The sequence below is a fragment of the Caenibacillus caldisaponilyticus genome, assembly GCF_002003465.1.
In the GTDB taxonomy this organism is placed as follows: Bacteria; Bacillota; Bacilli; order Bacillales; family Sporolactobacillaceae; genus Caenibacillus; species Caenibacillus caldisaponilyticus.
Genome location: NZ_BDDQ01000013.1, coordinates 89,557 through 114,787 on the forward strand (window position 1 = coordinate 89,557; position 25,231 = coordinate 114,787).

Consider the following 25,231-nt stretch of genomic DNA (forward strand, 5'->3'; position numbering starts at 1 on the left):
CGAAAGGGACGGCTTGACGACGGGCAAACCATCAAAACAAAAAAGCTTCCCGAAACGGGAAGCTGATATCCGAACACATTCCTCTTTTTTGCGCTTAATTCGCTTCTTTGTCCGACGCAAGGCCGGCCTCTGTTTCTTTAAAATAATCGTCGCCTTTTAACCGGATTTCCGGCAGGAAGAAGGTGCCGATCAAACAAAGCACCGCAAAGACGAGGCCGACGAGAAAGATATGATGAATGCCGGCGACGAGCGACACTTTTACCGCGTGCAAGAACTGATGGTACAGCGCCATCCCGGCATCGCCGATTTTTTGAAACGCGGCCGCAAGTTGATCCTGGGCTTCTTTGGTCAACAAGGCTTGCGGATTGGCGTCCTTCAGCCTTCCGGAGAATTGTTTCAACGGAGCCGGCATGGCCGATTCCAACTTATCTTGGAAACTATTGTTCATAAGCGAGCCGAAAATCGGCGAGGCGATGACGCCGCCGAGAGAGGCGACGAATTGTTGGGTGGCGTTGACCGTTCCCATCATTTTATACGGGAAGGCATTTTGCACGGCGACGTTCAGGAGCGGCATCAACGACCCGATGCCGAGGCCGAGAACGATCATGTTTAAAATGACCGTCGGATATTTTGTATGCACATCCATCTGTGTAAAGAGTATCATCCCGGCCACCATAAAGGCGGCGCAAAAATGAGAAAGCACCCGATATTTGCCGGTCCGGCTCATCACTTGTCCGGAGAGGATCGATCCGGCGATGAAACTGAGCATCATCGGCGACATGATCAAGCCGCTGTGCTGGGCGTTCAAACCGATGACACCTTGAATGAAAAGCGGCAAAAACATGAGCGATCCGAACATGACCATGCTGATAAATACGCCGACGATGAGTGAAGTGGTAAATATCCGGTTTTTAAACAAGGTCGTTTCGATAACCGGCGATTCCGCCTTCCGCTCGTAAACGAAAAAGAGAACCAAAACAAGCAGGCCGCCGCCGAACAAAGAGAGTTCCGTCGCGCTCAGCCAATCGTATTTATCGCCGGCCCACGTGAAAGCGAGCAGAATCGGAATCAAGCCAATGATAAGCAATGCGGAACCGATCCAGTCAACCTTTGCCTCTGCGTTCGTCCGGACCTTCGGCAAAAAGAGAACGACGCCGATCATCGCCAAAACGGCGAAGGGAAGATTGACGTAAAACACCCAGCGCCAACCCCAATGATCGGTGATCCAGCCGCCGATCGTCGGGCCGAGGATGCTCGCCAGGCCGAAGACGGCACCGATGGCGCCCATCCAGCGCCCGCGTTCTTTTGGATTGAAGATATCCCCGATGGTCGCCCGCGGCATGCTCATCATGGCCCCGGCTCCGATGCCTTGAACCGCGCGGGCGATGACGAGCATCAGCATGCTTTGGGCGATTCCGGACAGCGCGGCGCCGATGCAGAACATGGTCAGCCCGAAAAGATAAAACGGTTTACGGCCGTAGACATCGGAAAGTTTCCCGTAAATCGGCACGGTGATCGCCGACGTCATCATAAAAGCGCTAAAAATCCACGCATATAAGTCAAACCCATGCAATTCGCCGACGATCGTCGGAATCGCCGTCGAAACGGAAGTCTGGTTCATGGACGAAAAAAACATCGTCAACATGACCGTCGCAAGCGCCCACCATCTTCGTCGTCCGGTGATCTGGTTGGTCGTTTGCACGCCCGCACTCCCAACACTTTTAGCCATCTTCTTCTCTCCTTTTTTATCTATATCTAAAATTGACTGACTGGTCATCACAAACTAAAATATTACCGAAACCTTCTCCGCTTTGCAACCGCCAAAACACCAACTTTTCGTCGGATCTAGATTAAAAGCGCTTACAAATCGGAACGTGAAAAAGGCCAAACCGAACCGAACAAACGGCTGATGGCCTGGTTGACCAACCGGTCAGTATCATGCAGCGTCACCGTCTTGTCACACCAACACGAGTGATTTTTTATTATGATAAATTTGGGTGATCAATGTGGCGGATAAAAGAACGGCAATCATCAATGCGGCGATGGCCTTGTTTTCCGAAAAGGGTTTCCACGCGACATCGATGCAAGAAGTCGCTGATTTATGTCGCGTTTCCAAAGGAACGATTTACACCTATTTTTCATCTAAAAACGAGCTATTGTATTCGATCTTCGACTATTACTTTGAAAGCATAAAAGCGCGCATGGAGTTAGCGAAACGCACCGATTTGCCCCCGAAAGAAAAATTCACCAACCTCATCGATGCCCTGATTCGCGAAGGCCTGAAATATAAAGGCTTCTTTAAAATGATGCACCGGGAATTGATGGTCGCTTTCCGGTCCGACATCCACCGGCTGCTCATCGAGATGCAGATGGAGACTAACGATTGGTTTCGCTCCATGCTCATCGAGGTGTACGGTGAAGAGGTGCGGCCGTGTTTGCATGACGCGGCGCTCATTTTGGAATCGATCGTCAACGGGTATCTCCGCATCCTCATGTTTGAGAAAGAGCTCGTCAACATCGATTACATCGCCGGCTTCATCACCGAACGCATGGACGACATGATCAGAGCGATGATCGCCAAAAAACCGCGCACCCTCTTGAACGAAGAGGCGATGGAACGCGTCCGGGCCCGCTATCTCGGCAAGAAGGCGCCGGAGAAAACGGCGGTGCGGGAATTGTTAAACGACATGAAAGCGGTCCTTAAAGAAACGGACATTTCGCGGGAAAAAAGAGAAGAGCTGGAACATTCCCTGGAATTCATCGCCCAGGAAATCGAAAAAGACGAGCCGAAAAAATTTTTGATCAAAGGGGTGTTATCCAATTTCGACGGCCTTCCGGAAATGAATCGGTACCGGGAAGAAATCGCCCGTTTGCTCGAATTAAACGGATAGCCTTGCGTCAAACCGATAATCTTGCACCTGGGGCACCTCTTTGGTTCAGAAAATCCGCCGAAATGAAAGGAGCGGCTCTTTATGAGAGCCGCCGTTTTTTATTAGGGCATGCGGGGATTCCGCTGGCCCGCGCTTTTTCATAGATTGATGGAGAGATATTTGACTTCCAAATATTCTTCAATGCCTTCGCTTCCGCCTTCGCGGCCAAGCCCGCTCTGCTTCATGCCGCCGAACGGCGCCTGCACGGTCGATGGCAAGCCATCGTTCCATCCGACGATGCCGTATTCCAGCCCTTCGGCAATTTTTATGCCGCGGGAGACGTTTTGGGTGAAAACATAGGCCGCCAAGCCATAAGGCGAATCATTGGCGAGGCGCACCGCTTCTTCATCGGTTTCAAATTTTTGCACCGGAGCCACCGGGCCGAAGGTTTCGACGCGCATCATCTCCATGTTTTCTTTCATGTCGATGAGCACGGTCGGCTCGTAGAAGAAGGTGCCCCTTTCGCGGTCGGCGCGCCCTTTGCCGCCGATGAGGCACTTTGCCCCTTTCTCCAAGGCATCCTTCACTTGCCGCTCGACTTTTTCATAGCCTTGTTCGTCGATCAGCGGACCGATGTCGACGCCTTCCTCGATCCCGTTGCCGACCTTCAATGTTTTCACTTCATCGACAAACTTTTCAACGAAGGCATCGTATATGCTCGACTGGACGTAGACGCGGTTGGCGCAGATGCACGTCTGGCCGCTGTTGCGAAACTTGCTCGCCACCGTCATTTTCACCGCTTGTTCGAGATCGGCGTCGTCGCAAACGATAACGGGGGCGTGACCGCCGAGTTCGAGCGAGATTTTCACGATGTTTTCCGAGGCTTTTTTCATCAAAAGCCGCCCGACTTCGGTCGAGCCGGTAAACGTCAATTTGCGCACGCGCGCATCGTTCAGGACGACGTTTGTGAACGTTTCCGGATCGGTGCAGACGACGTTCAACACGCCTTTCGGCACGCCGGCTTGTTCCGCGAGTTCCGCAAGCTTAAGCGCCGTCAGCGGCGTTTGCTCCGGCGGTTTGACGATGAACGTGCAGCCTGCGGCGAGCGCCGGGCCGAGCTTGCGCGTGATCATCGCCGCCGGAAAATTCCACGGCGTGATCGCCGCGACGACACCGACCGGCTGTTTGATCACGTGTATCCGATGGTTCTCGGATTTGCCGGGAACCGTCCGGCCATAAACGCGCTTGCCCTCTTCCGCATACCATTCGATAAAAGACGCCGCATATTCGACTTCGCCTCTCGACTCTCTGAGCGGCTTGCCGTTCTCCCGCGTCATAATTTCGGCGAGTTCATCGCGGTTGTCCATGATGAGCTGATAGTAGTTGCGAAGGACTTGGGCGCGCTCCGCAGCGGTTTTCTTCGACCATTCGGCGAAGGCTCGATGGGCCGCTTCGACCGTCCGCTTCACCTCCTGCTCGCCCGCTTTCGGCACCGAGCCGACGATTTCGCCGGTGGCGGGATTGGTCACCTCGATCTTTTCGAGATCTTTTCCGGTCCACTCACCGCCGATGTAGTTCAACAGATCCAATCGTTTCATGGTTAGCCTCCCTCCCTTTAATTTGATTGTAGTCCCGCCATCTTCCTGAAGCAAATTAAATCATTCAAAAAATCGGAAAAAACAAGCCTTATACCCCGACGAGGCGGACGCGGCTGCCGCGCCCCGACGGTTCGGCGGGCTGGACATACAATTTCCTTGCTAAGCGCTCCTGCAATTCCGGAACGTGGCTGATGACGCCGATCGACATGCGTTCATGATGCAATTTTTCGAGTGCGGTGACGACCGTGTCCAACAGCTCCTGATCGAGGGTGCCGAAGCCTTCGTCGAGAAAAAAGAACTGAAGCGGCACTTCACCCCGCAGCTGAATTTGCGCCGATAAGGACAAGGCCAAGGCGAGCGAAGTCAAAAACGTTTCCCCGCCGGACAGCGACGAAACGGGACGGCGGAGGCCGCCGTTCGCATCATCGCGGATCACAAACCCCCCGTTGGTGTCGACTTCCAGCGCATAGCGGCCGTGCGTCAAACGGCCGAGCCGCTCGGAAGCGTCGCGGCTGATCTCGATCATTTGCTCCTCGGCGATGAATTCGACAAAACCGTTGCCCCTGAAAACGGCAGCCAGCTTTTGCAGCTTGGAAAGCAACGCTTCCTTCTCCGCCCGCTCATCTTCCAGTTCCATGAAGCGCTCGTGCCGTTCCCTGAGCGCCTGCCAGGCGTTGTAGGCCGCCGCCCGTTCTTCCACCGCCTTAACGCGTTCCGCCTCCAGTTCGGCAAACGCTTCGGCGATGGTGCGGTACGCTTCTTCCGTGACCGGCGTCGTGCCGATTTTCGCTTCGAGGCGCGCCCTTTCTCTCTTCAGATCGCCGACCGCCTGATCGTAGCGGGCGAGGCGGGCTTCCGCCTCCTGAATTTGTTCATCGGTCATGTAGGCCGTGCGCACGTCGGCCGCATCTTCAAATCCGTAGCGGTCGAGTTCTGCATTCAGCGCGGCCGTTGCCGTCTCCGCCCGCTCTTTTAACGAATCGTAAAGCGTGATGGCGTTCGAAACCCGCTTTTCGGCGGCAAAGCGGGCCTCCCGGGCCCGTTCCCAATCGGTTCGGGCAGCCGTTTCTTTTGCCTTGAGCGCTTCCCAATCGGCTTCCAGCGTCCGCAATTGTTCCTCGGCGTCGCCTTCGGAGCCGCCCATTATCTCCTGGTAGGCCGCTTCCAGCTGTCGCACCGTTTGTTCGGTTTCCCTTTTCGCCGCATCGAGCTCGACGATCTCCCGATTGAGGCGCTCAATGTCCTGATCCAGAGATTCCCGTTCTTTTTCCGCTGCCTCGATTTCTTGTTCCGCGCGCTCGGCTTCTTCGTGATATTGCTGGGCTTTCCGGTCAAGCGCTTGCAGGCGCTCCAATTCGCCTTCGATTTCGTCGAAGGCGAAGCCGGGAAAGTGCTTCTGCCATGCCGCTCTTAACTCTTTGATCTCGTTTTCCAAGGCGGCCAGCTTCTCCAGCAGGCGCTTCTCTTCTTTTAAGTATTCATTTCTTTGCGTTTCAATGGTCGAGCGATTGTTTTGGTCCTCTTTGTAAGCCGACAGGAGCGGTTTGAGGCGTTCGTCGAGCGCCAAGATATCTTGTTTGAAAACTTTCAATTCCCGATTGGCTTCTTCCACCCAGCGCTTTAAATCTTCATCGGACCACGCCGCCATATCGGGGATTTCCGGTTCCCTGCCCACGCTGATCCGCGGAACGAGCGCTTCGGACAGGTCCCGAATTCGCGCGACGCGTTGTTCGATCGCCAAGCGATGCGATTCCGCCGCGGTTATCGCCTTTTGCGCCCATTGGCCGCAATTTCTGTACAATTCGGTGCGCGCTTTGATTTCATTGACAGCCCGTTGTTCGACCATCGGGGCGGGAGCGGGATGGTGAATGGAACCGCACACCGGGCATGGCGAGCCCTCTTGCAAGCGGCCGGCCAATTCGGCGGCCAGATGGCTCAAGGTCAGCGATTCCAGCTCCGTCCTCGTCTGCTCCTCTTTTTGGGACAGCCAGCCAACGAGCGTCTCCAACGCACGGGTAAGAGCGGCAATGTGCCGATAACGTTCTTCATAGCGGACAAAGAGGCGTCTCAGGTTTTCTTCCGCCGCCTTTTCCCGGGCGCGTACGGCCGCCAGCGCCTGTTCCGCATTCGAACGCGCGCTTTGGGCGGCCAGCCACTGTTCGCGCCATTCGCGATACGATGTTTGCTTATTGATGATATCTTTTTTGTCGGCGACGGCGCGCTGGACGGCGTCGCGGACGTCAGCCTTGACGGTGAGGCTCTTCCACTCGGCGCGGAGCCGGTCCCGGCGTTCGCGGAGGCGGGCGCGACGGTCCGCGAGCTCGCTCTTCAGTTGTTGTTTTTCCGCAAGAAGGGCCGACCTTTCGCCCAGTTTGGCGTTCACCTCGTTGAGACGGATCGTTTTATCCCGCCGTTCTTCCTGAAGGCGGATGGCTTGCCGCAGGTTGTCGCGGCGGGTTTCATACGCCGGCGCCTCTTTTTCGCAGCGCTCACGGATGTTTTCATAGATTCCGGCTTTTTCCGCCTCGGCCGCGCGAACCGATTGAAACGCCGCTTCGGCCTCGTCCTTTTCCCGCTCGGCGCGGGCCAATTTATCCTGTGCGTCTTCGACTTCCTTCACATAGGGAAAAACCCGGCTCGCGAGGCGGGCGCGCTCCACGCGCCGGCGCCATTCGGCCATCGCGGCCGCCTCCTGGGCCAATTCCTCTTCTTGGCGGATCACATCCTCAAGCGCCTTTTGCCACTCGCGGTTTTCCTTCGCTTTTTCAAATTCCGCCTTCCTTTTCTCATAAGCGGCGGTCAAGTCTTTTGTCTTCTGTTCCGCTTCGCGATAAGCATTTTCCGCGGCGGCCAGGGCTTCCTTTGAGGCGTCGCCCAATTCGAGCTGCGCCGCACGGATCGCTTCCAGCCGGCTTTGCACCGCGGCGAGCCGGCGGCGGAGAACGTCATGGAGCCGGTCCCCGTATTTTTCCAAATTGAACAGACGCTGCAGCATCCGGCGGCGATCCGCGCCTTTAAGCGTTAAAAATTCGGCGAATTTTCCTTGCGGCAACACGACAGCGCGCGTGAAATCTTCATGGGTGAGCCCGAGTATCTCTTTAATCTTTTGCGTGACGTCGCGTTCTTTATCGGCGAGGACGCGCGTTTCACCGCCGTCCAAACGGAGCAGGCGGCAGCTGGCGATGTGGAGGCCGTCATTTTTGGCGCGCTTGTACGCCCGCTCGACGCGATAGCGCTCGGGGCGGTCGATCCCGAGATCAAAGGTAAACGTGACCGCCAGTTCGTCTTCGGCTTGATTCAAAATGCCCTGGGTGCCTCCGGAGGCCCGTTCCACTTTTCCGTACAAGGCGAGCGTCATGGCATCGAGCAAAGAGGATTTGCCGCTGCCGGTCGGGCCGAAAATGCCGAAAACCCCGCCCGCGCACAATTTATCAAAATCAACGGTTTGGCGCTCGCGGAAGCTGTGCAGCCCTTTGACCGTCAGCTCAATCGGCCGCATCCGCACCATCCCCCTCTTCATCGACTTCTTTGACGAGATCCAAAAACAATTCGACGAGACTTTGATCGGGCTCCGCCCCGCCGGTTTGTTTTTTATAAAAGCGGCGAAACACCGCATCCAGTGGCATTTTGTCGATGCGAGCGCGCTCGGCTTTTTCCTCCTCGGTCAAAAAGATCGGCCGGATGTGGATGATGCCGGGATGGCGGCGGCGCAGCTCCTGAATGTCGCGCAGCGCCAACGCGTCGCTCAGGATGATCTCGAGGTCCACCCACGCGTTGCGGTCGCGGCCTTCGTCCAACCAGCGATAGACTTCGTCCAGGCCGTTTTGCGCGCGCCACTTCACGAGCGGTTTGCCCGCCGACAAATAGACTTCGCTGACGGCGGCCGCCTTTCCCGGTTCGACATCGATAATCGTCACGGACTTCGGCTGATTGGCTTCCGAAAAGCTGTAAGCGAGCGGAGAGCCGGCGTAGCGCGCCGGCGCGTCAAATCCTTTTAAAGACTGCGGGCGATGGAGATGGCCGAGCGCGATGTAATGGGCGCCGACGGAAAGGGAGGCAGGCGTGACCGTATACGCGCCGCCGACCTGGATCGGGCGTTCGGAATCGGACTCCTTCCCGCCGGCGATAAAAAGGTGGCTCATGACGAGGTTGACGGCATCCGGCCGGAACGCGCCGGCCAGCTGTTGAAACAAGCCGGCGAGCCGTTCATCATAAGCCTTCTGTATCTGTTCTTCTTCGTTCATGTCGCTCAAGCATTCATTCAGGCGGGATTCCGACGGGTACGGAACGGCCGCCACGATCAACTCGCCGGCGCAGGCGGGCAGCGGGAGGCGGACCGCGCTAGAGACCGGACGTCCGACGAGGGTGATGCCGTGGGATTCAGCGAGCGGCGAAACGGCCTCAATCCGCTCCGGACTGTCGTGATTTCCGGAAATGACGAGAATCGGCCGCTTCCCTCCGGCGGACATCCGCTTCATCGTTTCATAGAAAAGGGCGACGGAGGCCGCCGGCGGATTGTAAGAATCATACACGTCGCCCGCCATGACGACAGCGTCCACCCGCTCCTCATCCGCCAAACGGCACATTTCGTCCAAAACCGCCGCTTGTTCTTCATGGCGGGACCGGCCTTCCAGCGTTCGCCCGAGATGCCAGTCCGCCGTATGCAAGATGCGCATCGAGGCCACCTCTCAATCTCTCAATCCAATTTGAAATAATAACCGCCGTCAAAGAAGAACAGCCCGGCCTCGCCGACGCGCCGCTTCCATATGCGCTCGATGGCGAGGCGATAGAGTTCCAACTGTTTGCGGTAGCGGTTCAGAAGGACCTTTTCGGCTTCCTCCATCGACGCAAAGCGCCCGCGCACCGCATCCGTTTTGTAGTCCAACAGCGCCAATCCGTGCTCGTCTTCGTAAAGGCAATCGATCACCCCTTGAACGAGGACGTTCTCATCGGCATCCGGCCAATCGCCGTACACTTCCCTTGCCGGCAGGGCGAGGGAAAACGACAGTTCCCGGACGACGCGCTTGGCGGACAGAAGCCGCCGGCCGACGGGGGACCGGAAAAAGCCGGCGATCGCCTCTAAATCGAGCGCCTCGGCTTCCTCTTTGCTCAAACGTTCTTCTTCGACCATGCGCCGGCTTTCCGCCTGCAAATATGGGAGGTCCATCGCATCGGTGAAGCGAAGATATTGCATCATCCGGTGCATCACCGTCCCGCGCTCGGCGGCCGTCATGTCGGAGGCGCTGAGAAAACGCGGACGATCGGCGATCGGGCGGGCAAACGACCGGATCAGCGAATCATCGTATCCCTCATTAAACCGTTCTTGTTGCCGTTTGATTTCCGTTACGGTTTGTTTGGCCATGCGCCGGGTCGCCTCGTCGTGCGGATAAACCCAGGAAAGCCGGGCGGCGGCGATTTTTTCATAGCGTTCATCCGCTTCCACGGGCAACCATTGGCGGAGCCGTTCTTCCCTTTCTTTGACGGATATCGGCTCAGCCGTTTCAACCGCCACGTGTTCGGCCGCCTGATGGATCCGGACGTCCCATTTGGAAGGATGCCGGTCCGCCCCACCGTTAAGAGGCGGTTCGCCGGCCAGCTCATGGAGCGCGCGGGCGTCCGGATGGCGCACGAGCGCGGGACCGATCCAATCCAAGTACGAACGGGCCTTGCGCCTTTGATAAGCGGGCAGCACCCGCTCGGAAGACTGGGCGGCGTCCCGCCATTTTTGCACGGCGTTTTCCGCATCCTTCACGGTGCCGACGAGAATGAGCTTCTCGCGCGCCCGCGTCAGGGCGACATAAAGAATGCGCATTTCTTCGGCAAGGGTTTCGTCCGTAATCTTCCGCTTGACGGCCGACAAGGCCAGCGTCGGCGTCGCGATGCGCTGGACGGGATCGACGTTCTTCGTTCCCAACCCGAGCGTCTTGTGCAGCAGCGTTTTCCCGGAGGTGTCCTGCAAGTTGAACTTTTTGTTCAAACCGGGAACGAAGACGACGGGAAATTCGAGCCCCTTGCTTTTGTGTATTGTCATGACGCGGACGACGTCTTCCTGTTCGCTTAAGGCCCGCGCTTCGCCGAGATCGCCGCCGCGATCCTGAAGGCGCTCGATGAAGCGGAGAAAGCGAAACAGGCCGCGAAAGGACGTCTTCTCATATTGCCGGGCCCGATCGTACAGCGCCTTTAAATTCGCCTGGCGCTGCTCGCCGCCGACGAGCCCCGCGACATAGTCGTAGTAACCCGTTTCCCGGTAGATTTGCCAGATGAGATCGCTGAGCGCTCCGCGGCGCGCCCGGTTCCGCCATGCTTCCAGGCGCTCGCAAAAGGCCGAAAGCTTGGCGGCGCATTCGTCGTCAAATCGTTCGATATAGCTGCGCACGGCCTCGTAATAAGGGCCGGTGCGTTCCGCCATGCGGATGCGGGCGAGTTCGGCCCCGCTCAGGCCGACGAGCGGGGAGCGCAACACCGCCGCAAGCGGAATGTCCTGGTAGGGATTGTCGATCGTGCGCAGCAGCGACATCATGATCGACACTTCCACGGCTTCAAAATAGCCTGTCGACAGCTCCGTATAAGCGGGGATGCCGCGCTGCTTGAAAACGTCGAGCATCGCCGGCGCCCATGAAGAGGCGGAGCGCAGCAAAACGACGATATCCCGGTATTGAACGGGGCGCATGCGGCCCGTCGTCCGGTCGTGGACTTGAAAGCCATCCTCAATCAACGCTTTGATTCGGCCGGCGATGAAATGCGCTTCGAGTTCGGCCGTCTGATATTCGTCCACGCCGATTTCCGCTTCCGGCTCTTCCGCGGCGGTCCGATTGAGAAGGTGGAATTCGACGGGGCGCTCGGCTTCCGGATACCCCACGGCGCCGAACCGGAGCGCCGCCCGTTCGTCGTAGTCGATTTCGCCGACTTCTTCGTCCATGATTTGTTCGAAAACGTAGTTGGTGCCGTCGAGAATTTCCGGGCGGCTGCGGAAGTTTTGCGACAAATCGATGCGCAGCCCCCCGTGTCGCTCCGGGCTGTCCGAGCTGAAAGCTTTATATTTTTTTTGGAAGAGCCCGGGCTCGGCGAGGCGGAAGCGATAGATGCTCTGTTTGACGTCACCGACCATGAAAAGGTTGTCGCCCCTGGAGATGAGCTGAAGGATGGCTTCCTGCACGAAGTTCGTGTCCTGATACTCGTCGACGAGAATTTCTTCAAACTGGGCGCGGTATTGCATCGCGACGGACGACGGCCGTTCCTCGGCGGGCGTCGAGCCTTCTTCGCGGAGGATCGCCAAACAATCGTGCTCAAGATCGGAAAAATCGACGAGCGCTTTTTCCCTTTTGGCGGCGCGGTAGCGTTCCCCGAAGTCCTTGACGATCCGCGCCAAGAGGCTCACGTACGGGGCGACTTCGCGAAGATCTTCGAGCAAGCCCTGCGGCGGGCGGGCGAACAGTTCTTCGCGAAGCTGGTTCACCCTTTTTTTCACTTCTTCGCGCAACGCTTTGGCGCGGTTTTTCAGCTCTTCATCGATATCGTCGCCCCGGCACGTTTTCAACTTTGTGAAGGACAGCGCTGAGAACGCGTCGTACAGCGCCTCCCACGGCCCATCACACGCCGCGATGAGCCGGTTGACCAAGGCGCGATCGCTTTCAAAGGTTTCCAGATACGGGTAAGGGCCCCCCGGCTGCGCGGCGATTTGTGCGGCGTTGTCGAGCACGGCGAGCATCCCCCGGCACTCGGCGGCGACCGCCCTTTTCAATTCGGACGTCCAAACGAGATCATCAAGCGAGGCGACGCCGTCGGCTTGATAAGCCGCTTCCATTTGGGCCAGCCAATGCTCGGGCCACGGATGGCTTCGCGAAAAATCGTAAATCCGCTCGATGAGGGCCATGAGTTCGGCGTCGCTGCGGTCGTTCGAATAGCGGTCGACGAGTTCATAAAACCGCTCATGTTCGGGCGACGCGTAATAGTCTTCCATCAGCGCTTCCAGCACTTCTTCGCGCAGGAGGGCGGCCTCCGTTTCGTCGGCGACGCGGAAGGCGGGATCGAGGTCGAGCCGGTAGTAATAGCGGCGGACGACCGTCATGCAAAACGCGTGGAGCGTCGTGATCTGCGCTTTGTTCAACAGCGTGATCTGTTCGCGCAGCCTGAGGTTGGCAGGATCTTTTTCCAATTCGCGCTCGAGCGCTTCCCGGATGCGGGCGCGCATTTCGGCCGCGGCCGCATTCGTAAACGTCACGATGAGGAGGCGGTCGACGTCCACCGGATGGTGCGGATCGGTCACTTTCCGTATAATGCGTTCGACGAGAACGGCGGTTTTGCCGGAGCCGGCCGCTGCGGCGACGAGCATGTCCCGTCCGTCTTCCACAATCGCCTTCCATTGGTCATCGGTCCATTGGCTGTTCTTCGGCTTGGCGAGTCGTTCCGTCATCGCGATCGCCTCCTTCCTCTTTTCCGGCCATCTTTTCATAAATGCGGTCATCGTCTTCGTTTTTCAGCACCCTGTAAGCGTTGGCCGCCTGCGCCGGATCGAATTGGCAAACCGGCTTAAACGCGCAATATTGGCAAGGCGTGCGCGCTTCCATTTTATACGGCGCAATGTCGATGACGCCGTCCGTGATCGCCTCGCCGACCTTTTTCATCACCTCGCGCACATGGCCGCGCAACAGGCGAAATTGATCGCCGCTCGCCACTGAAGAATATTTTTTCAAGGTGCCGTCCTTTTTGAAACCGACCGGAATGATGGCGGAATCGCCGGTTTGGAGTTCCGTGTCCATCAAGCGGATGACCTCTTCATCGGCGAGAAGCAGGCCTTTCATTTTAAAGGCTTTTAACAGCTTCTCTTCCAGCTCGTCATCCGTCGGCTTTTCCGCTTCGTTCAACATCGGGTTGTGCACGTGGAAATAGAGGACGCCCGCGGGCTCGGCCTCCTCCCCGAGCCAGAGCTTCGCATGCGTGATGACGACGTCCAGATAGGCGAGCATTTGCAGCGCGAGACCATAATAAATTTCGGCGAGGCTCAAGTCTTTCGCGCCCGATTTGTAGTCGATGATCCGGAGCACGAGGCCGCGGTGCGATTCGCCTTTATCGACGCGGTCGATGCGGCCGACGATCTCCAACGTCACGCCGTTCGGGAGCTGAAAGGTCAACGGCGGAAGAGGCTCGTTTGGCCCGAACGGCAGCTCAAGGCCGACCGGCGAAAAACCGCTGGCCTTGGCATGGCGGGCGAGCGTCCATGCCGCGCGCACGACGGTGTCCCGCAATTTCCGTTTTAAATAGTGAAAGCGCGCTGAGCTGAGCAGGATTTGCCGCTGCAGGCCGGGGGCGAGCTTTTCGACGACTTCGGTCGCCAACGTTTCACAAGCCTCTTTCGACAAGTCGGACCAGTCCCGATTGTTCGCGGTCAACCGCTCGGTCATCAGCTTGAGCGCCGCGTGGAACAGCTGGCCGATGTCCGGCGCTTCCAAGCGGTAAATTTCCCGCTCCTTAAGGCGCAAGCCGTAGGAGGAAAAGTGGGCAAAAGGACAGGCGTTGAACATTTCCATGCGCGACACGCTGGCGCGGATGCGCCGCCCGTACAGCTCACCGGCCACGTCGTGCGGCAGGCGTTCCGCCTTATTCTCATAAAAGCGGCTGCCGAGAACGCGCACGGTTCGGTCGCGCCACTCCGGCGAGCGAATAAACCAGTTGTAGGCCGTCCACCAAAGCTCGGACACCGGATAGCCCCGCTCTCCCCGGCGCAGCTGACGGGCGATGTGGCCGATCGTGCGGGCGGACGGCACGATGTAATCCGCCTGTTCGTCCTCCGGAACCTCGTGGGGTTCCCCGGAGACGTAAACCGTCGGCAAATCGGCAAAAAACCGTTCAAGACGGGCGATGACGGGCGACGGGAGAAGGGTTGTCCCATCTTCGGAGGCGAGCGGATAAGTCAAATAAAGCTTCTCGCTCGGCGCCGTGACCGCCCGATAGATCAAATATTCTTCGCCCAAAAGCTGCTCCCGGCCGCTCGGGGCCAGCTCGACATCCGCAGCTTCTAGTGCCTCGCGTTCCTCATCCGAAAACAAACCGGCCTCGCGCGGTTTCGCCGGCAACACCCCGTCGTTGACGCCCATGATGAACGCGATGCGGACAGCGGCCGCACGCGTGCGGTCGAGCGAACCGACCAACACGTGATCGAGCGCGGGCGGCACGAGGGCGAAGCGGAGCGCGTCCAGTCCAGTCTCCAACACGTTCCGGAAGCGTTCCAATGACATCTCCTCGTCGCCCGCGGCTTCCACCAACTGGTCAAGGCAATCGAGCACCGCTTTCCAAGCCTGGGCGTGTTCGCGGGCTTCATCCAGACGCCCTTCTCTTTCCGCCTGATCGCGGAGCGCTTCAATTTTTTCCGGTACGGCAAGCCCTTCAAGGTAGCGATACAATTCGGCCGCTTTCTCCCTGACCGTTTTCGCTCGGCGCATGTTTTTTTCAAAGGCGATGAGCGGGCTCGCCAGCAGCCAACGCCAATGGTTCAGACGCTTCTGATAAGCCCGTTCCGCTTCCGATTGGGGGACATCTTCCTCTTGCAGCCCGCGGTAAGCCCGGTAAATCCAAGGCTCTTTGGTTTTCCAGCGGTCCCCGTGAATGCCGAACGCGAGCACGTAATTTTCCAATTGGTCGACGTGTTCGCGCAACGCCCGAAGGTCCTCGCCTTCCGGAAACATGAGATCGGTTTTAAACGCGCGAAAAACCGGCTCATACCGCCAGTTCTGCAAGATGACGTCAAGCGACGAGCGGATGAGTTCGATCAGAGGATGATGCTGCATCGAACGCTTTTGATCGATAAAGACCGGAATGCCGTAATCGGCAAACAGCGATTCCAACAGATCGCGATAAACGGCGAGATCGCGGACGAGCACTGAAATGTCGCGATAGCGGTAGCCTTCCTCGCGGACGAGGCGGAGAATCTCCCGCGCCACCGCTTCGATTTCTTCGCGGCGGTTGGCCGCCTCAAAGATCCGTATCGCGCCGTCCGAAGGGCCTGCGGGAATCGGGCGCCGTTCAAAATGGCGCTCCAAATGGGCGAGCGCTGGCGAACGGAACCGTTCGCTTCCTTCACAGAAAACGGGCTCTTCGGTCTCCACGCCTTCCTCGCGGCACAACGCCATCAACTTGACGCATGTCTTCGCCGTCCGCCGGAAAAGCGTCAAATCGGACGGCGCCTTGCCTTCATACAGGCGATCGAGCGTCAGCGTCACCGTGACGCGCTTCGTTTGTTTCATGAGGGCGGCGAGCACGCCCAGCTCTTGCGGCGTAAAGCTTTCAAAGCCGTCCACCCAGACTTCGGCGTCTTTCAGCTCCGTCCATTCCGGAATTTTGGAGGCGGCGAGCGTTAAGTAATCGTCGCTCTCGACGTATTTGCCGACGAGCGCCTCTTCCAATTCCGCATAAATGATCTTCAGATCGTGGAGCTTGTCTTTTAAAAGCGGATCGGCCCCCGCGCGATCGGCCGCCGCTTCAAGATCAGCGGGCGACAAACAATAGCGTTTGAACTCGCTCAACGTTTCCTGCAAGAGGCCATAAAACCCGTTTTGGTCGGCCGCTTTTTGAAAAACCCGCAGTTCGCCTTTATGCCCTTCGATGATTTTCCGGAGCAGCATGGAAATGCCGACCGCGTTCAAATGCTTGCGGGCCGCGCCGCCTGTCCGTTCGAGCACGCGCAGGGCGAACCGCGAAAAGCTGTACACATCCAATCGCGTCATGCCGGAGAGATCCGGCCGATTCGTAAAAGCAAGTTCGGCATCAAACGTCATTTGATCCGGGGTGAGCAAGATGAGGGGCGGACCGTCGGGTTCGGCTTTCAATTTCGCCGCGATTTCTTCAAAACAGCGCCGCGTTTTGCCCGACCCGGACCGGCCCAAAACCATTCTGAGCGGCATGCCCATCACTCCGTTCCGAAAACTCTCATTCTATTATCGCACGGCGGAAAGCCAGCAAACAACCGACAGAAATCAGCGCACGAGCCGTGCACGCGGGTCGCTGGACCGTTCCTTTCGCCGCCGGCGGCCGCGCACAGGCACCATCAGCAGTAACCGGGCGTCCCTTTCGCTGCATGGTTCTCCATTTTCATTCTATCCGGCGTGCCCGCCCAAAAAAAGGATAACTGAAGCGACTCGTGAGATCTCCGAAGAAGGCTTCACCGTTAAAAATCAAGATTGGAACAATCGGGAATTACTGAATGAGTGGCGCGAGGAATGGGCGAACTATGCCAATAGAGCCTTGGGACATGCCGGAATCGAGGAACGGATTACACACCTTTCCCATGAAGCGCGTGGCCTTGAAATTTTACCGACCGTTCATCTTGGTCATGTGGCGCATGAAATGGAAATGCGGGGAATTCAAACCGACCGAGGAAATATCAATCGTGAACGCCAGGAATATAATCGTGTCGTCTTGGATCTCCATAAATATCGTGAAGAGAAAAAAGCCCTGGAAGAAAAACAACAGCAGGAACGTTCAGCACGCCGAGCGAACGGGTTCAGCTTCAGGAAGCATCTAAGTATTTGAAAGCAGAACCGTCTTTTAAGAATGTCTCTGAACGCCTTCAACAGCTCGATAAATGGGAAAAAAGCCTTGATAATAACTCACAATATTTACGTTGAAAAGACAAGACCATTGAAAAAGCCGGCGAGCATTTTCGATGGATTCATTCCTTAGAGGAGCGGATTCGCCAAGAACAGCAAAGAATCGAAAATAGCAATTGGCTCAATCCGATAAAAATTAAGCAAAATAAAGCCATTAAAGAGCAAGCAGAAAAACAAATCGCCCATTTAAAGGCGAGATCCAGTTCCATGATAACCAGTTGAATTATCACCGTGAAAAGCTTGGATTCCAAGATGAAAAGGCCTTTAGAGTCTTAGAAGCACAACATCAGAAAGAATATCCTAGCTTGATCGAAAAGAATAAACAGCAACGCCGAGCATTAAACCAAGAGCGAGATGTGCTTCAAAACGCCCAGAATGCCCTTTTGAGAGACGTTTTGTACGCCAAGTGGCAGCAAATATCCAGACCACCCTGAAATGGCTTATATGGGCTTTAAAACGGCTCGATTGATTCACAAATTGAACAACAACCCAATCGTATTGTTTCTCTTGATGAAATAGAAAAAATGAAAATGGCTCGGGATCGAAACTTAGACAAAATTAACGATTCCCTTCACCAAGCAAAAAGTAATATCAATCGTGTTCATAGTGCCGAGGACGATGTCAAAGGCTATGAAAAAGCCGATGAAATTGTCCATAAGTACGAAAATAACCCATTCCTAATAAAGTATACTATTAGATTATAAAAAGAAAAAGGAGGATATTCGAAAATGTATTTACTTTTATTCACCATAATTTATTGTGTAATAACACAGGTTTTGAATATAGGCTATATACCTGCCATGGGAGTTTATTTAATAGTTTTAATCCTTATCAAGGGATTTTTTAGTGAAGAATTAAAAGATGTCTTTAACCTAAAAGAGACTAAATATTTGTACAAAGAAAACGGATTTAAAGCCTCCTTAATGGAGCTACTATCTTTAATGTTAATTTTTATTAATTCATATTTAATTGATTATGAGCCCTTATCTCTTTTTGAATTTGTTTATTTGTTATTTCTTATTGCACTTGTATACCGCTTTCTATTTTGGGGTATAACACGGGCAATTGGAAAAAAATTCAGCTCTAAGGTGTGATTCAGATGAGTCCAGAAACATTTGTTGCCCAACCAGGGTTAATTTAATCCTATTATATTCTGAAAGAAATTTTTCATCATACTTCGACAAGCAACCCAATGCAATTTACACAGGGTGCCTATCTATTTATGCTTAAAAGGGGGGCTTGAAAAAGGTTACCTTTGTATGTAGTTAAATAAAGGTTACATAAATCAAAAAAGGCTCTTTGTCATTTTCTGTAGAAACCCGCCCATCCAGCCTTTTCATAGGCTAGAGAATCTCCTTCTCGCGTACCCACCGTTAAGCGGATGGCGCGCAGGGGGTCAAGCGCTTTTGGCTTGACGCCTAAGCGACATCAGCTAGACTATGGGACGGCGAAGAGGGGACGGATGGATACCACGACTTGAACATTCAAGCTTGACGCGAATGCGAAAATGTTCCAAATTCCTAAAACCATATGACATGCGCTTTCTGTTCTTAATTTTGTGGTTTGTTCCTTCGGTTCTCGCATTCGTATAGGGTAACTCAAAGAACTTTAAAATATGCATTTTCCAGGATTCAAGCGTTTTGACCAATTCATGATAAGGTTTAAAAGGGCTGGATGTTGCGGCTTCGATCCATTGACCAAGAAGTTCCTCGCCTCATCGATATTTGGCTGTTCATAGAAATCATAAAACCATTCCTTCAGATAATAAGCATGGGCCAGTTCTTGTGATTCATGATGATAGTGATCCAGCTTTTGGAACTGTTTTTCTGTCAATCGAAAGGGCCTTTTTAATAAGGCATAGCGCCCTTTCTTAAGCCCCTTTACTTGATGTTGAGTGTACGAATTTGGTCAAAGGCATGATTAACTTTTTGAACCACATGATACTTATCGATAACAATTGGCGCATTTGGAAAGACCTGTTTGAACCGCCTTATAGAACGGCCGCCACATGTCCATCACAACGGACTGGATAGGATATTCCGCCAAAGGCGCTAATATTGGATCGTTGAGGACGTATCTCGATTTGCCCCCATCAGATGAACGTGACCGGTAAGGAGATCTGAAACCATCGTTTCATAACGATGTCCTTTACGAACCGCCGCTGAAATAATGACGGCTTTGGCAAACGAAGGCGTTCATTCCATCGAACCTTCATTTGCGCATCCTTCCATTCCTCCATTTAAAACAGCTTGCAGCACGAAAGCGGTTTGCCGTCGCCATGGGATGGAATCAACACCGGCGGCTTGTGGAATTTATAAAAAAAGCCACCGGTCGCCATCTGCCGTAAGTCGACATGCAAACACACAAGGCAGATGAGGCAGCCGATGGCTTCCCACGATCCCATGTAATACGCCCTAAATCACGAAACGCCAGGCGTTTTCACGGATGATCCGCACACAAAGTGCGGCTCAAGCTGACGGTAAACCCGCGCAGAGAGCGGTTTCCATTCATTAAACCGGGACTCTTTAATCATTCGGAGCCGGTGGCAATCGGATTGTCCGGATAGCTGATCCAATCGCTCCAGCTGCCCGGATACAGCTTGATATTTTTCAATCCGGCGCGCTTCATCGCCAAGATGTTGGCGCAAGCCGTCACCCCTGAGCCGCAATAGACCGTGACCGGTTTGTGCATCAGCGGCCGGAAACGTTCCTTTAACTCTTCGGCGCTCCGCCATTTTCCATCGCGGAGATTGTCTTCCCAAAACCAGTTTTCCGCCCCAGGGATATGCCCGGCTTTCCGGTCAATCGTTTCCTTTTCGCCGCGATAGCGCTCCGGCGAACGCGCATCGACGAGCACTTCTTCGGGCGCCCGCGTCTTGACGCCGATCATGGGCACGACCCAATCGTGCTGAATATTGGGAATAAATTGGGTTCGGACAGGGATCGGTTTGTCATTTGAGACGGGCAATCCCTTCTTTACCCAGGCGGAGAAGCCTTCATCGAGAACGGCGACGTTGGGATGGCCGAGATAGCCCAACAGCCACCAAAAGCGCGCCGCCATCGCCCCGTTTTGATCATCATAGGCGATGACCGTTTTCGTGTGATCGATCCCGCGTTCCCCGAGCTTTTCCGCAAACGTTTTCGGATCGGGAAGAGGATGGCGTCCCCCATGCTCGGTGACCGGGCCCGACATATCTTCTTCCAGATCGAAATAGACCGCGCCGGGAATGTGGAACCGCTCATACTCCCGCTTCCCTTCTTCGGGGTCGGCCATATTAAACCGGCAGTCGACGACGACAATGTTCGGACTGCCCAGGCGTTGGGCAAGCCAATCTTGTCCGACAATCGGGTCCATAAACATCCTCCTTTACAAAGCCTGCGTAAGGAAGTGTGCTTAACGGCCTATTTCACCTGTCTGCCTCTTGGTAAAGAAAACAATTCGGGTCATGCTTTACGGCGATCAGTCCGGCCGCCTGCAGAAAACTTTCGGCGACGGTCGGACCGACATGCGCGAACGTCCGGCTCAGGACGCGTTTCTTCTCATCCGGTTCAGCGGGCAGGGCTTTTAAATAATTATAAAACGAACCATGATCGCGGATGGTTCCCAAGCAAATCCCGGCATTCTTGATCGTCGCTTCGATTTTGCGGCGGTTGCGGATGATGCCCGGATCATCAAGCAGCGCGGCCACTTCACGCGCCCCGAACGCCGCCACTTTTTCGATGTCAAAATCGGCAAACGCCGCCTTGAACGCGGGGCGTTTATGCAGAACCGTCCGCCAGCTCAAACCGGATTGGAAGATTTCGAGCGTTAAATATTCGAACAACAATCGATCATCGGTGGTCGGCTGCCCCCATTCCTCGTCATGATAGGCGATCAAAAGCGGGTCGTCGCCGCACCACCGACAGCGCGTCACCATCCCGAATGCCCCCTTCCCACTCACGCTCCTACTACATTATTATACTTTTTCTTGTCTGACGCGCACGTCCGTCATCGTCCAGATGCCGATATTTTCATAGCCGAGCCGCCGATAAATCTTGCCGGCTTCGGGATTGTCGTAAAACAGGCACGGGATTTTGCCTTCTTGTAAAAGATCGCGGGTAAGCTTGGTCAAACAGCGCGTGGCATACCCTTTGCTCTTATAGGCCGGGTGCGTGCACACGGCGACGACCATGGCCGCGGAGGCTGTTTCGGCCGTCGTCGATGCCGAAGAAACGATCCGCTCCCCGTCGGCTATGTAATACGATCGGGCGATGCCTTTTTCCATGCTGCGCTTCATGCTTTCCGGCCGCCGCGCCGATCCAGAAAATTCCGGAATGTGATTGTATAAATCAATGAGTTTGGCGACCTCGCCCGTTCCGGCGCGCCGGACGCAAGAGACGTCCAGCGTCGGATCGAGGCCGCCGTCGCTCGCGCATTGGGCATAGAAAAGGCGCCGCGGTGTTTGCGCGGTATTTATACGGCGAAGGAGCGGTTCGGTGACGGCTTCGAGGCCCGACACCGTGTCCACGCCCCACTTGTCGATCAAACGGACGAAGGCTTCCACATCATAGTCGCCTTCGGCGTACGGGATGGCATTTTTTTCATAGCGAAGCAAGACGGCGCGCAGGCGGCCGTCTTCTCCGAAATCGCCCCATATTTCTTGAAAGTCTTGATCAAAGCCGAACGCTTCAATATCCCCGATGATGAACAAATTTTCAGCCGGTTTGGCGCCGACGAAATCCAAGCACAACTCGCGATCGGCCTCGGTCAATTTTCGGATCAATGTGGACCTCTCCCCTCATCATGGCATATATATGTCCATAATCTTACCGAAGCGCCGTGAGGAGAGCAACAAAAATTTTCCTTTCCGTCCCACTATTCCCTCAATTGTAGGCGAGATAAGCGTTGAACATCCAGCCGTGTTTCTCGAACCTTTTCAACAACCCCGTCAACAGGTCGGCGGTCCCCTCATCTTTCGCTTCCTCGCACAACGGCAATCCGAGCGTTTTAATCTCCCTCACCATTTGCAGGTAATCTTTCTGCAAGCAAGACATGATTTCGGTTTCTTTATCGTCCGCTTCCGCTTCTTTTAAAGTCGTCTCCTCGAGAAATTTTTGCATCGTCGCCAACGGTTTCCCGCCGATCGCGAGAATTCTTTCCGCCAGCTCATCGATGTCATCGGCCATCTCGTTGTACAACGTTTCGAACAGCTTATGCAACGTAAAAAAATGGCGGCCTTGGACAAACCAGTGATAACGGTGCAGTTTGACATACATGACATGGAAGTTCGACAATTCACGGTTTAAAAACTGAATGAGCTTTTGTTCAGGCATGTTCATCCTCCTTACGTTTTCTATTGTGAACACCCGGCGCCTTTCTATTCCGTTTCGGAATGGCGACGCTTTGCAACAAGAAACAGCGCTGCGAAGTCGTGGCGGCGCACCGCTCTCCGGATTTACCCCAACTTCGGCGCATCCGCGGACCTCTCCGACTCGATGTCCTGTTTCTTAAGTCGCATCAAGAGACAAAGCGGCCGCGCTCCACAGGCTTTCTTTCCGGCGGCGCCGCTTTATGAAAAGACGGAAACGAGCACATAGCCGGCCGTCGCCGCGGCGGCGGCGATCAACCCGGATTTCATCTTAAAGCGCGCGTAAGGAACCGCCTCCAAATCGAGGACGCCGGCCATCGTATTCGTATCGTCGCTGAGCGGCGACGTAAACGTGCCGAACGCGCCGCTGGCGAACACCGCCCCGACGACGACGGGCAAGCTCGCGCCGGAACTATGGGCGAGGGCGATGCCGAGCGGCATAAGAATGCCCCATGTCCCCCATGACGAACCGATCACATAGGAAATGAGCGCGCCGATCAGAAAGAGCGCAGGCGGGATGACCGATGTCGGAATCCAATCGACGTGGCGGGTGACAAATTCGGCAAAACCAAGTTTGTCGGCGACGAGCGACAGCCCCCAGACGACGCTGAGCAAAATGACGACGTTCATCAAATTGTTGCCGCCGCTGATGAATTCGGCAAGCAAATCATTCAAAGAAAACCTTTGGCATAAATAAAAAACGAATGCGGCGAGGGTCGCGATGATAAGGGCGACGAGCATCGCGTTTAAGACGTCGGCTTCGATGAACGCTTTCCACCCATGATAACCGTGCTTCACCCCGCTCCAATACGTGAGCCCGATCGTCAGAACGATGTCCAAGACGAGCGGCGCGATGAGATTGACGGGCTTCGCCGGCAGTTCCTTGGCAACGACGGGATGGCAATCTTCCCAACCCTTGGCTTCGGCTTGCTTGGCATTTTCGGGAATTTTCGTCCGTTTCACCGCCTCTTTGCCGCGATGGAAAAAGCTCAAGTAAAAGCCGAGCAAAATGATCGCCAATGAAAAGAAGTTAAACGGGATGCTGCGGATAAACAGCTCATAAGGATCGCCTTGAATCTGTTCGTTTTTCAACGAGACGTCGATGATCGACGTCATGTAACCGACGAATGCGGTGGAGACGGGAATGAGGGCGATGAGCGCCGTCCCCGTCGTTTCGATGACGTAACCGAGCTCTTTGGCCGACATGTTCACTTTGTGAAGGAGCGCCCGCATGATGGGACCGACGGTAACGATCCGGAACGTCGGCGAGCTGAACGTGCCGAGGGTCGACGCCCAGATGAGCAAGAGCGCCTCCCGCTTGGTTTGGACGTGTTCCGCGGACCATTTCACAAACCCTTTAATCCCGCCCGTGTGTTTCATGATGCCGACGAGACCGGTAAAAATGTAGAGAAATAAAATGATTTCGATGTTGCTTTTATCAACGAGCGCTTGAACGACAAAACCGACCGCCGCCTGGATCCCGCCGATGACTTCCGGCCGGTAAAGGTAGGAACCGACGATCAACCCGAGGATCAAAGCCGCCAAAACCTTTTTTGTATAGATCGCCACCGGTATGACGACGAGAAACGGAAGAACGGAAAGCCAGCTTCCGTGCACAACATCTCCTCCCTGCCGACGCGTTGAAGGCCAACGGATAGTCACGTCATAGTCTGCGACAAACGGGGAAAAATATGCCGGCCTAGGTAACGATCTTATGAGGCTCTTCAAGTTCCGCAAGAAAAGGGGCACCGCATCTCCGCCGTGTTCACGCCGTCAGTGCGAGCGCCTCTTAACCTCCAAAACCGTTGTAATCGGATTTCTTGAGGCAGGACTGAACGATTTCATTGAAAGTGTGGCTTGACGTTGGGAATCAAAAAACGGCGGGTTTCAACCCGCCGCGCTTAAAAGGATGCGCTTCGGCCCATTTGCCGAAAACGCGTTGTTCATTTGTGGTTTGTCCGCGTCCTGCTCATCACGGGAGAGGCCCGATCTCTTCCAAAAAGAATTCGAGGTTTATCTTCCAGCCTTTGTTCCGCGTATGGGGCGTTTTACGTGGCCGACGTCCAAACGGCGCGCCCCCTTTGCTTTCACTGCGGCGTCATGCCGCAACCCATCGGTTTTGTGCATTTCTGACGATCATTCGCCTGCCCGCTTCTTGTCGGCATCGGGGCGGGAAGTTCTGTGCATGCGCTTTTCGATCCATTTCCCGATCAGCCAAAACAGGGCAATGGCGACGAGCAACGGAATGATGCGCGTCGGATCGGTGATGATATTCTGCCAGTCGGTTCCGATGAAGGTCACAATGCCGATCATGACCATTTTGCCGAGCAACACCGCCAGCAAGAAAGACCGGGTGTTGATATTCGATAATCCGGCCACGACGTTGATAAGTGAGGACGGCGTAAACGGAATGGCGAGAACGAAGAATACGACCGCAAAGCCGTGCTGGTCGACCCATTCGAGCGTCGATTGCACTTTCCGGTTCCGATGCAATAGGTTTTGCAAGCGATGGCGGGCGATCCAACGAACAAAAAGGTAAACGATCAAGGAGCCGATACACGTCCCCACCCAGGAAAAGAGAAACCCGAGAAAAAACCCGTATGCGGCGGCGTTGGCCAACACGAAAACGATCAGCGGAAGAAAAGGGAAAAACGCCTCAAGCATGGGCAAAAGGATCCCGAGCAAAGGACCCAGCTCCCGGTAACCGCTCAACAGATTTTCTATGTTTTTAAATGTCACGTAATGGTGGATTTCTTGTTGAAAATGATGAATAAAATCCATGCGCAACAAAGGCTCCTTTAAACGGTCCAATTG

General features: G+C 55.1%; 15 protein-coding genes and 1 pseudogene. 3 read left to right on the top strand and 13 right to left on the bottom strand.

Going from position 1 to position 25,231, the window contains the following annotated elements; genetic code table 11:
• Positions 1 to 94 precede the first annotated feature (94 nt).
• Complete coding sequence (locus CCB157_RS05060; RefSeq protein ID WP_077614831.1) at positions 95 to 1,729, bottom strand: MDR family MFS transporter; 1,635 nt, start codon at positions 1,727 to 1,729, stop codon at positions 95 to 97.
• A 277-nt stretch (positions 1,730 to 2,006) separates the two neighbouring features.
• On the opposite strand from CCB157_RS05060, the gene CCB157_RS05065 reads away from it, so the two are divergent.
• Positions 2,007 to 2,891 (top strand): TetR/AcrR family transcriptional regulator, encoded by an 885-nt coding sequence (locus tag CCB157_RS05065; protein ID WP_077614832.1) that lies wholly within the window; start codon positions 2,007 to 2,009, stop codon positions 2,889 to 2,891.
• Between the two features lie 137 nt (positions 2,892 to 3,028).
• Here CCB157_RS05065 and CCB157_RS05070 read toward each other — a convergent pair whose 3' ends face one another.
• From CCB157_RS05070 to addB, 5 genes are all read right to left on the bottom strand, one after another.
• Positions 3,029 to 4,468, bottom strand: a complete 1,440-nt coding sequence (locus tag CCB157_RS05070) for an NAD-dependent succinate-semialdehyde dehydrogenase (protein WP_077614833.1) — start codon at positions 4,466 to 4,468, stop codon at positions 3,029 to 3,031.
• An 88-nt stretch (positions 4,469 to 4,556) separates the two neighbouring features.
• Positions 4,557 to 7,967: an AAA family ATPase gene (locus CCB157_RS05075; protein ID WP_158077210.1), complete on the bottom strand. Its 3,411-nt coding sequence runs from the start codon at positions 7,965 to 7,967 to the stop codon at positions 4,557 to 4,559.
• Positions 7,954 to 9,144 carry an exonuclease SbcCD subunit D gene (locus CCB157_RS05080; protein ID WP_077614835.1) on the bottom strand — a complete coding sequence of 397 codons (1,191 nt, stop codon included), beginning with the start codon at positions 9,142 to 9,144 and terminating at the stop codon, positions 7,954 to 7,956. The genes CCB157_RS05075 and CCB157_RS05080 overlap by 14 nt, the downstream gene beginning before the upstream one ends.
• Positions 9,145 to 9,164: 20 nt before the next feature.
• Positions 9,165 to 12,881, bottom strand: coding sequence for a helicase-exonuclease AddAB subunit AddA (gene addA, locus CCB157_RS05085; protein ID WP_077614836.1), 3,717 nt, complete (start codon positions 12,879 to 12,881; stop codon positions 9,165 to 9,167).
• Positions 12,835 to 16,365, bottom strand: coding sequence for a helicase-exonuclease AddAB subunit AddB (gene addB, locus CCB157_RS05090; protein ID WP_077614837.1), 3,531 nt, complete (start codon positions 16,363 to 16,365; stop codon positions 12,835 to 12,837). The genes addA and addB overlap by 47 nt, the downstream gene beginning before the upstream one ends.
• Between addB and CCB157_RS05095 the strand changes: the two genes are divergently transcribed.
• Both CCB157_RS05095 and CCB157_RS05105 read left to right on the top strand, forming a co-directional pair.
• Positions 16,325 to 16,993 carry a MobA/MobL family protein gene (locus CCB157_RS05095; RefSeq protein WP_158077211.1) on the top strand — a complete coding sequence of 223 codons (669 nt, stop codon included), beginning with the start codon at positions 16,325 to 16,327 and terminating at the stop codon, positions 16,991 to 16,993. The genes addB and CCB157_RS05095 overlap by 41 nt on opposite strands.
• 805 nt (positions 16,994 to 17,798) lie before the next feature.
• Positions 17,799 to 18,164, top strand: coding sequence for a hypothetical protein (locus CCB157_RS05105; protein WP_077614839.1), 366 nt, complete (start codon positions 17,799 to 17,801; stop codon positions 18,162 to 18,164).
• Positions 18,165 to 18,502: 338 nt separating this feature from the next.
• Here the strand turns inward: CCB157_RS05105 and CCB157_RS05115 are convergent.
• From CCB157_RS05115 to CCB157_RS05150, 7 genes and pseudogenes are all read right to left on the bottom strand, one after another.
• A pseudogene (locus tag CCB157_RS05115) lies at positions 18,503 to 19,007 on the bottom strand (ISL3 family transposase).
• A gap of 592 nt (positions 19,008 to 19,599) precedes the next feature.
• Positions 19,600 to 20,424: a sulfurtransferase gene (locus CCB157_RS05125; RefSeq protein ID WP_077614842.1), complete on the bottom strand. Its 825-nt coding sequence runs from the start codon at positions 20,422 to 20,424 to the stop codon at positions 19,600 to 19,602.
• A 52-nt stretch (positions 20,425 to 20,476) separates the two neighbouring features.
• The gene (locus CCB157_RS05130) at positions 20,477 to 20,986 is read right to left on the bottom strand and encodes a DNA-3-methyladenine glycosylase I (RefSeq protein ID WP_143286931.1); all 510 of its coding nucleotides are present in this window, start codon (positions 20,984 to 20,986) and stop codon (positions 20,477 to 20,479) included.
• Positions 20,987 to 21,025: 39 nt separating this feature from the next.
• A complete protein-coding gene (locus tag CCB157_RS05135) occupies positions 21,026 to 21,832 on the bottom strand; it encodes a GNAT family N-acetyltransferase (protein WP_077614843.1) in 807 nt (268 codons plus the stop codon).
• A 100-nt stretch (positions 21,833 to 21,932) separates the two neighbouring features.
• Complete coding sequence (locus CCB157_RS05140) at positions 21,933 to 22,382, bottom strand: Dps family protein (RefSeq protein WP_077614844.1); 450 nt, start codon at positions 22,380 to 22,382, stop codon at positions 21,933 to 21,935.
• A 236-nt stretch (positions 22,383 to 22,618) separates the two neighbouring features.
• Positions 22,619 to 24,034 carry a Na+/H+ antiporter NhaC family protein gene (locus CCB157_RS05145; protein ID WP_077614845.1) on the bottom strand — a complete coding sequence of 472 codons (1,416 nt, stop codon included), beginning with the start codon at positions 24,032 to 24,034 and terminating at the stop codon, positions 22,619 to 22,621.
• A 519-nt stretch (positions 24,035 to 24,553) separates the two neighbouring features.
• Positions 24,554 to 25,198, bottom strand: coding sequence for a TVP38/TMEM64 family protein (locus tag CCB157_RS05150; RefSeq protein WP_077614846.1), 645 nt, complete (start codon positions 25,196 to 25,198; stop codon positions 24,554 to 24,556).
• Positions 25,199 to 25,231 lie beyond the last annotated feature (33 nt).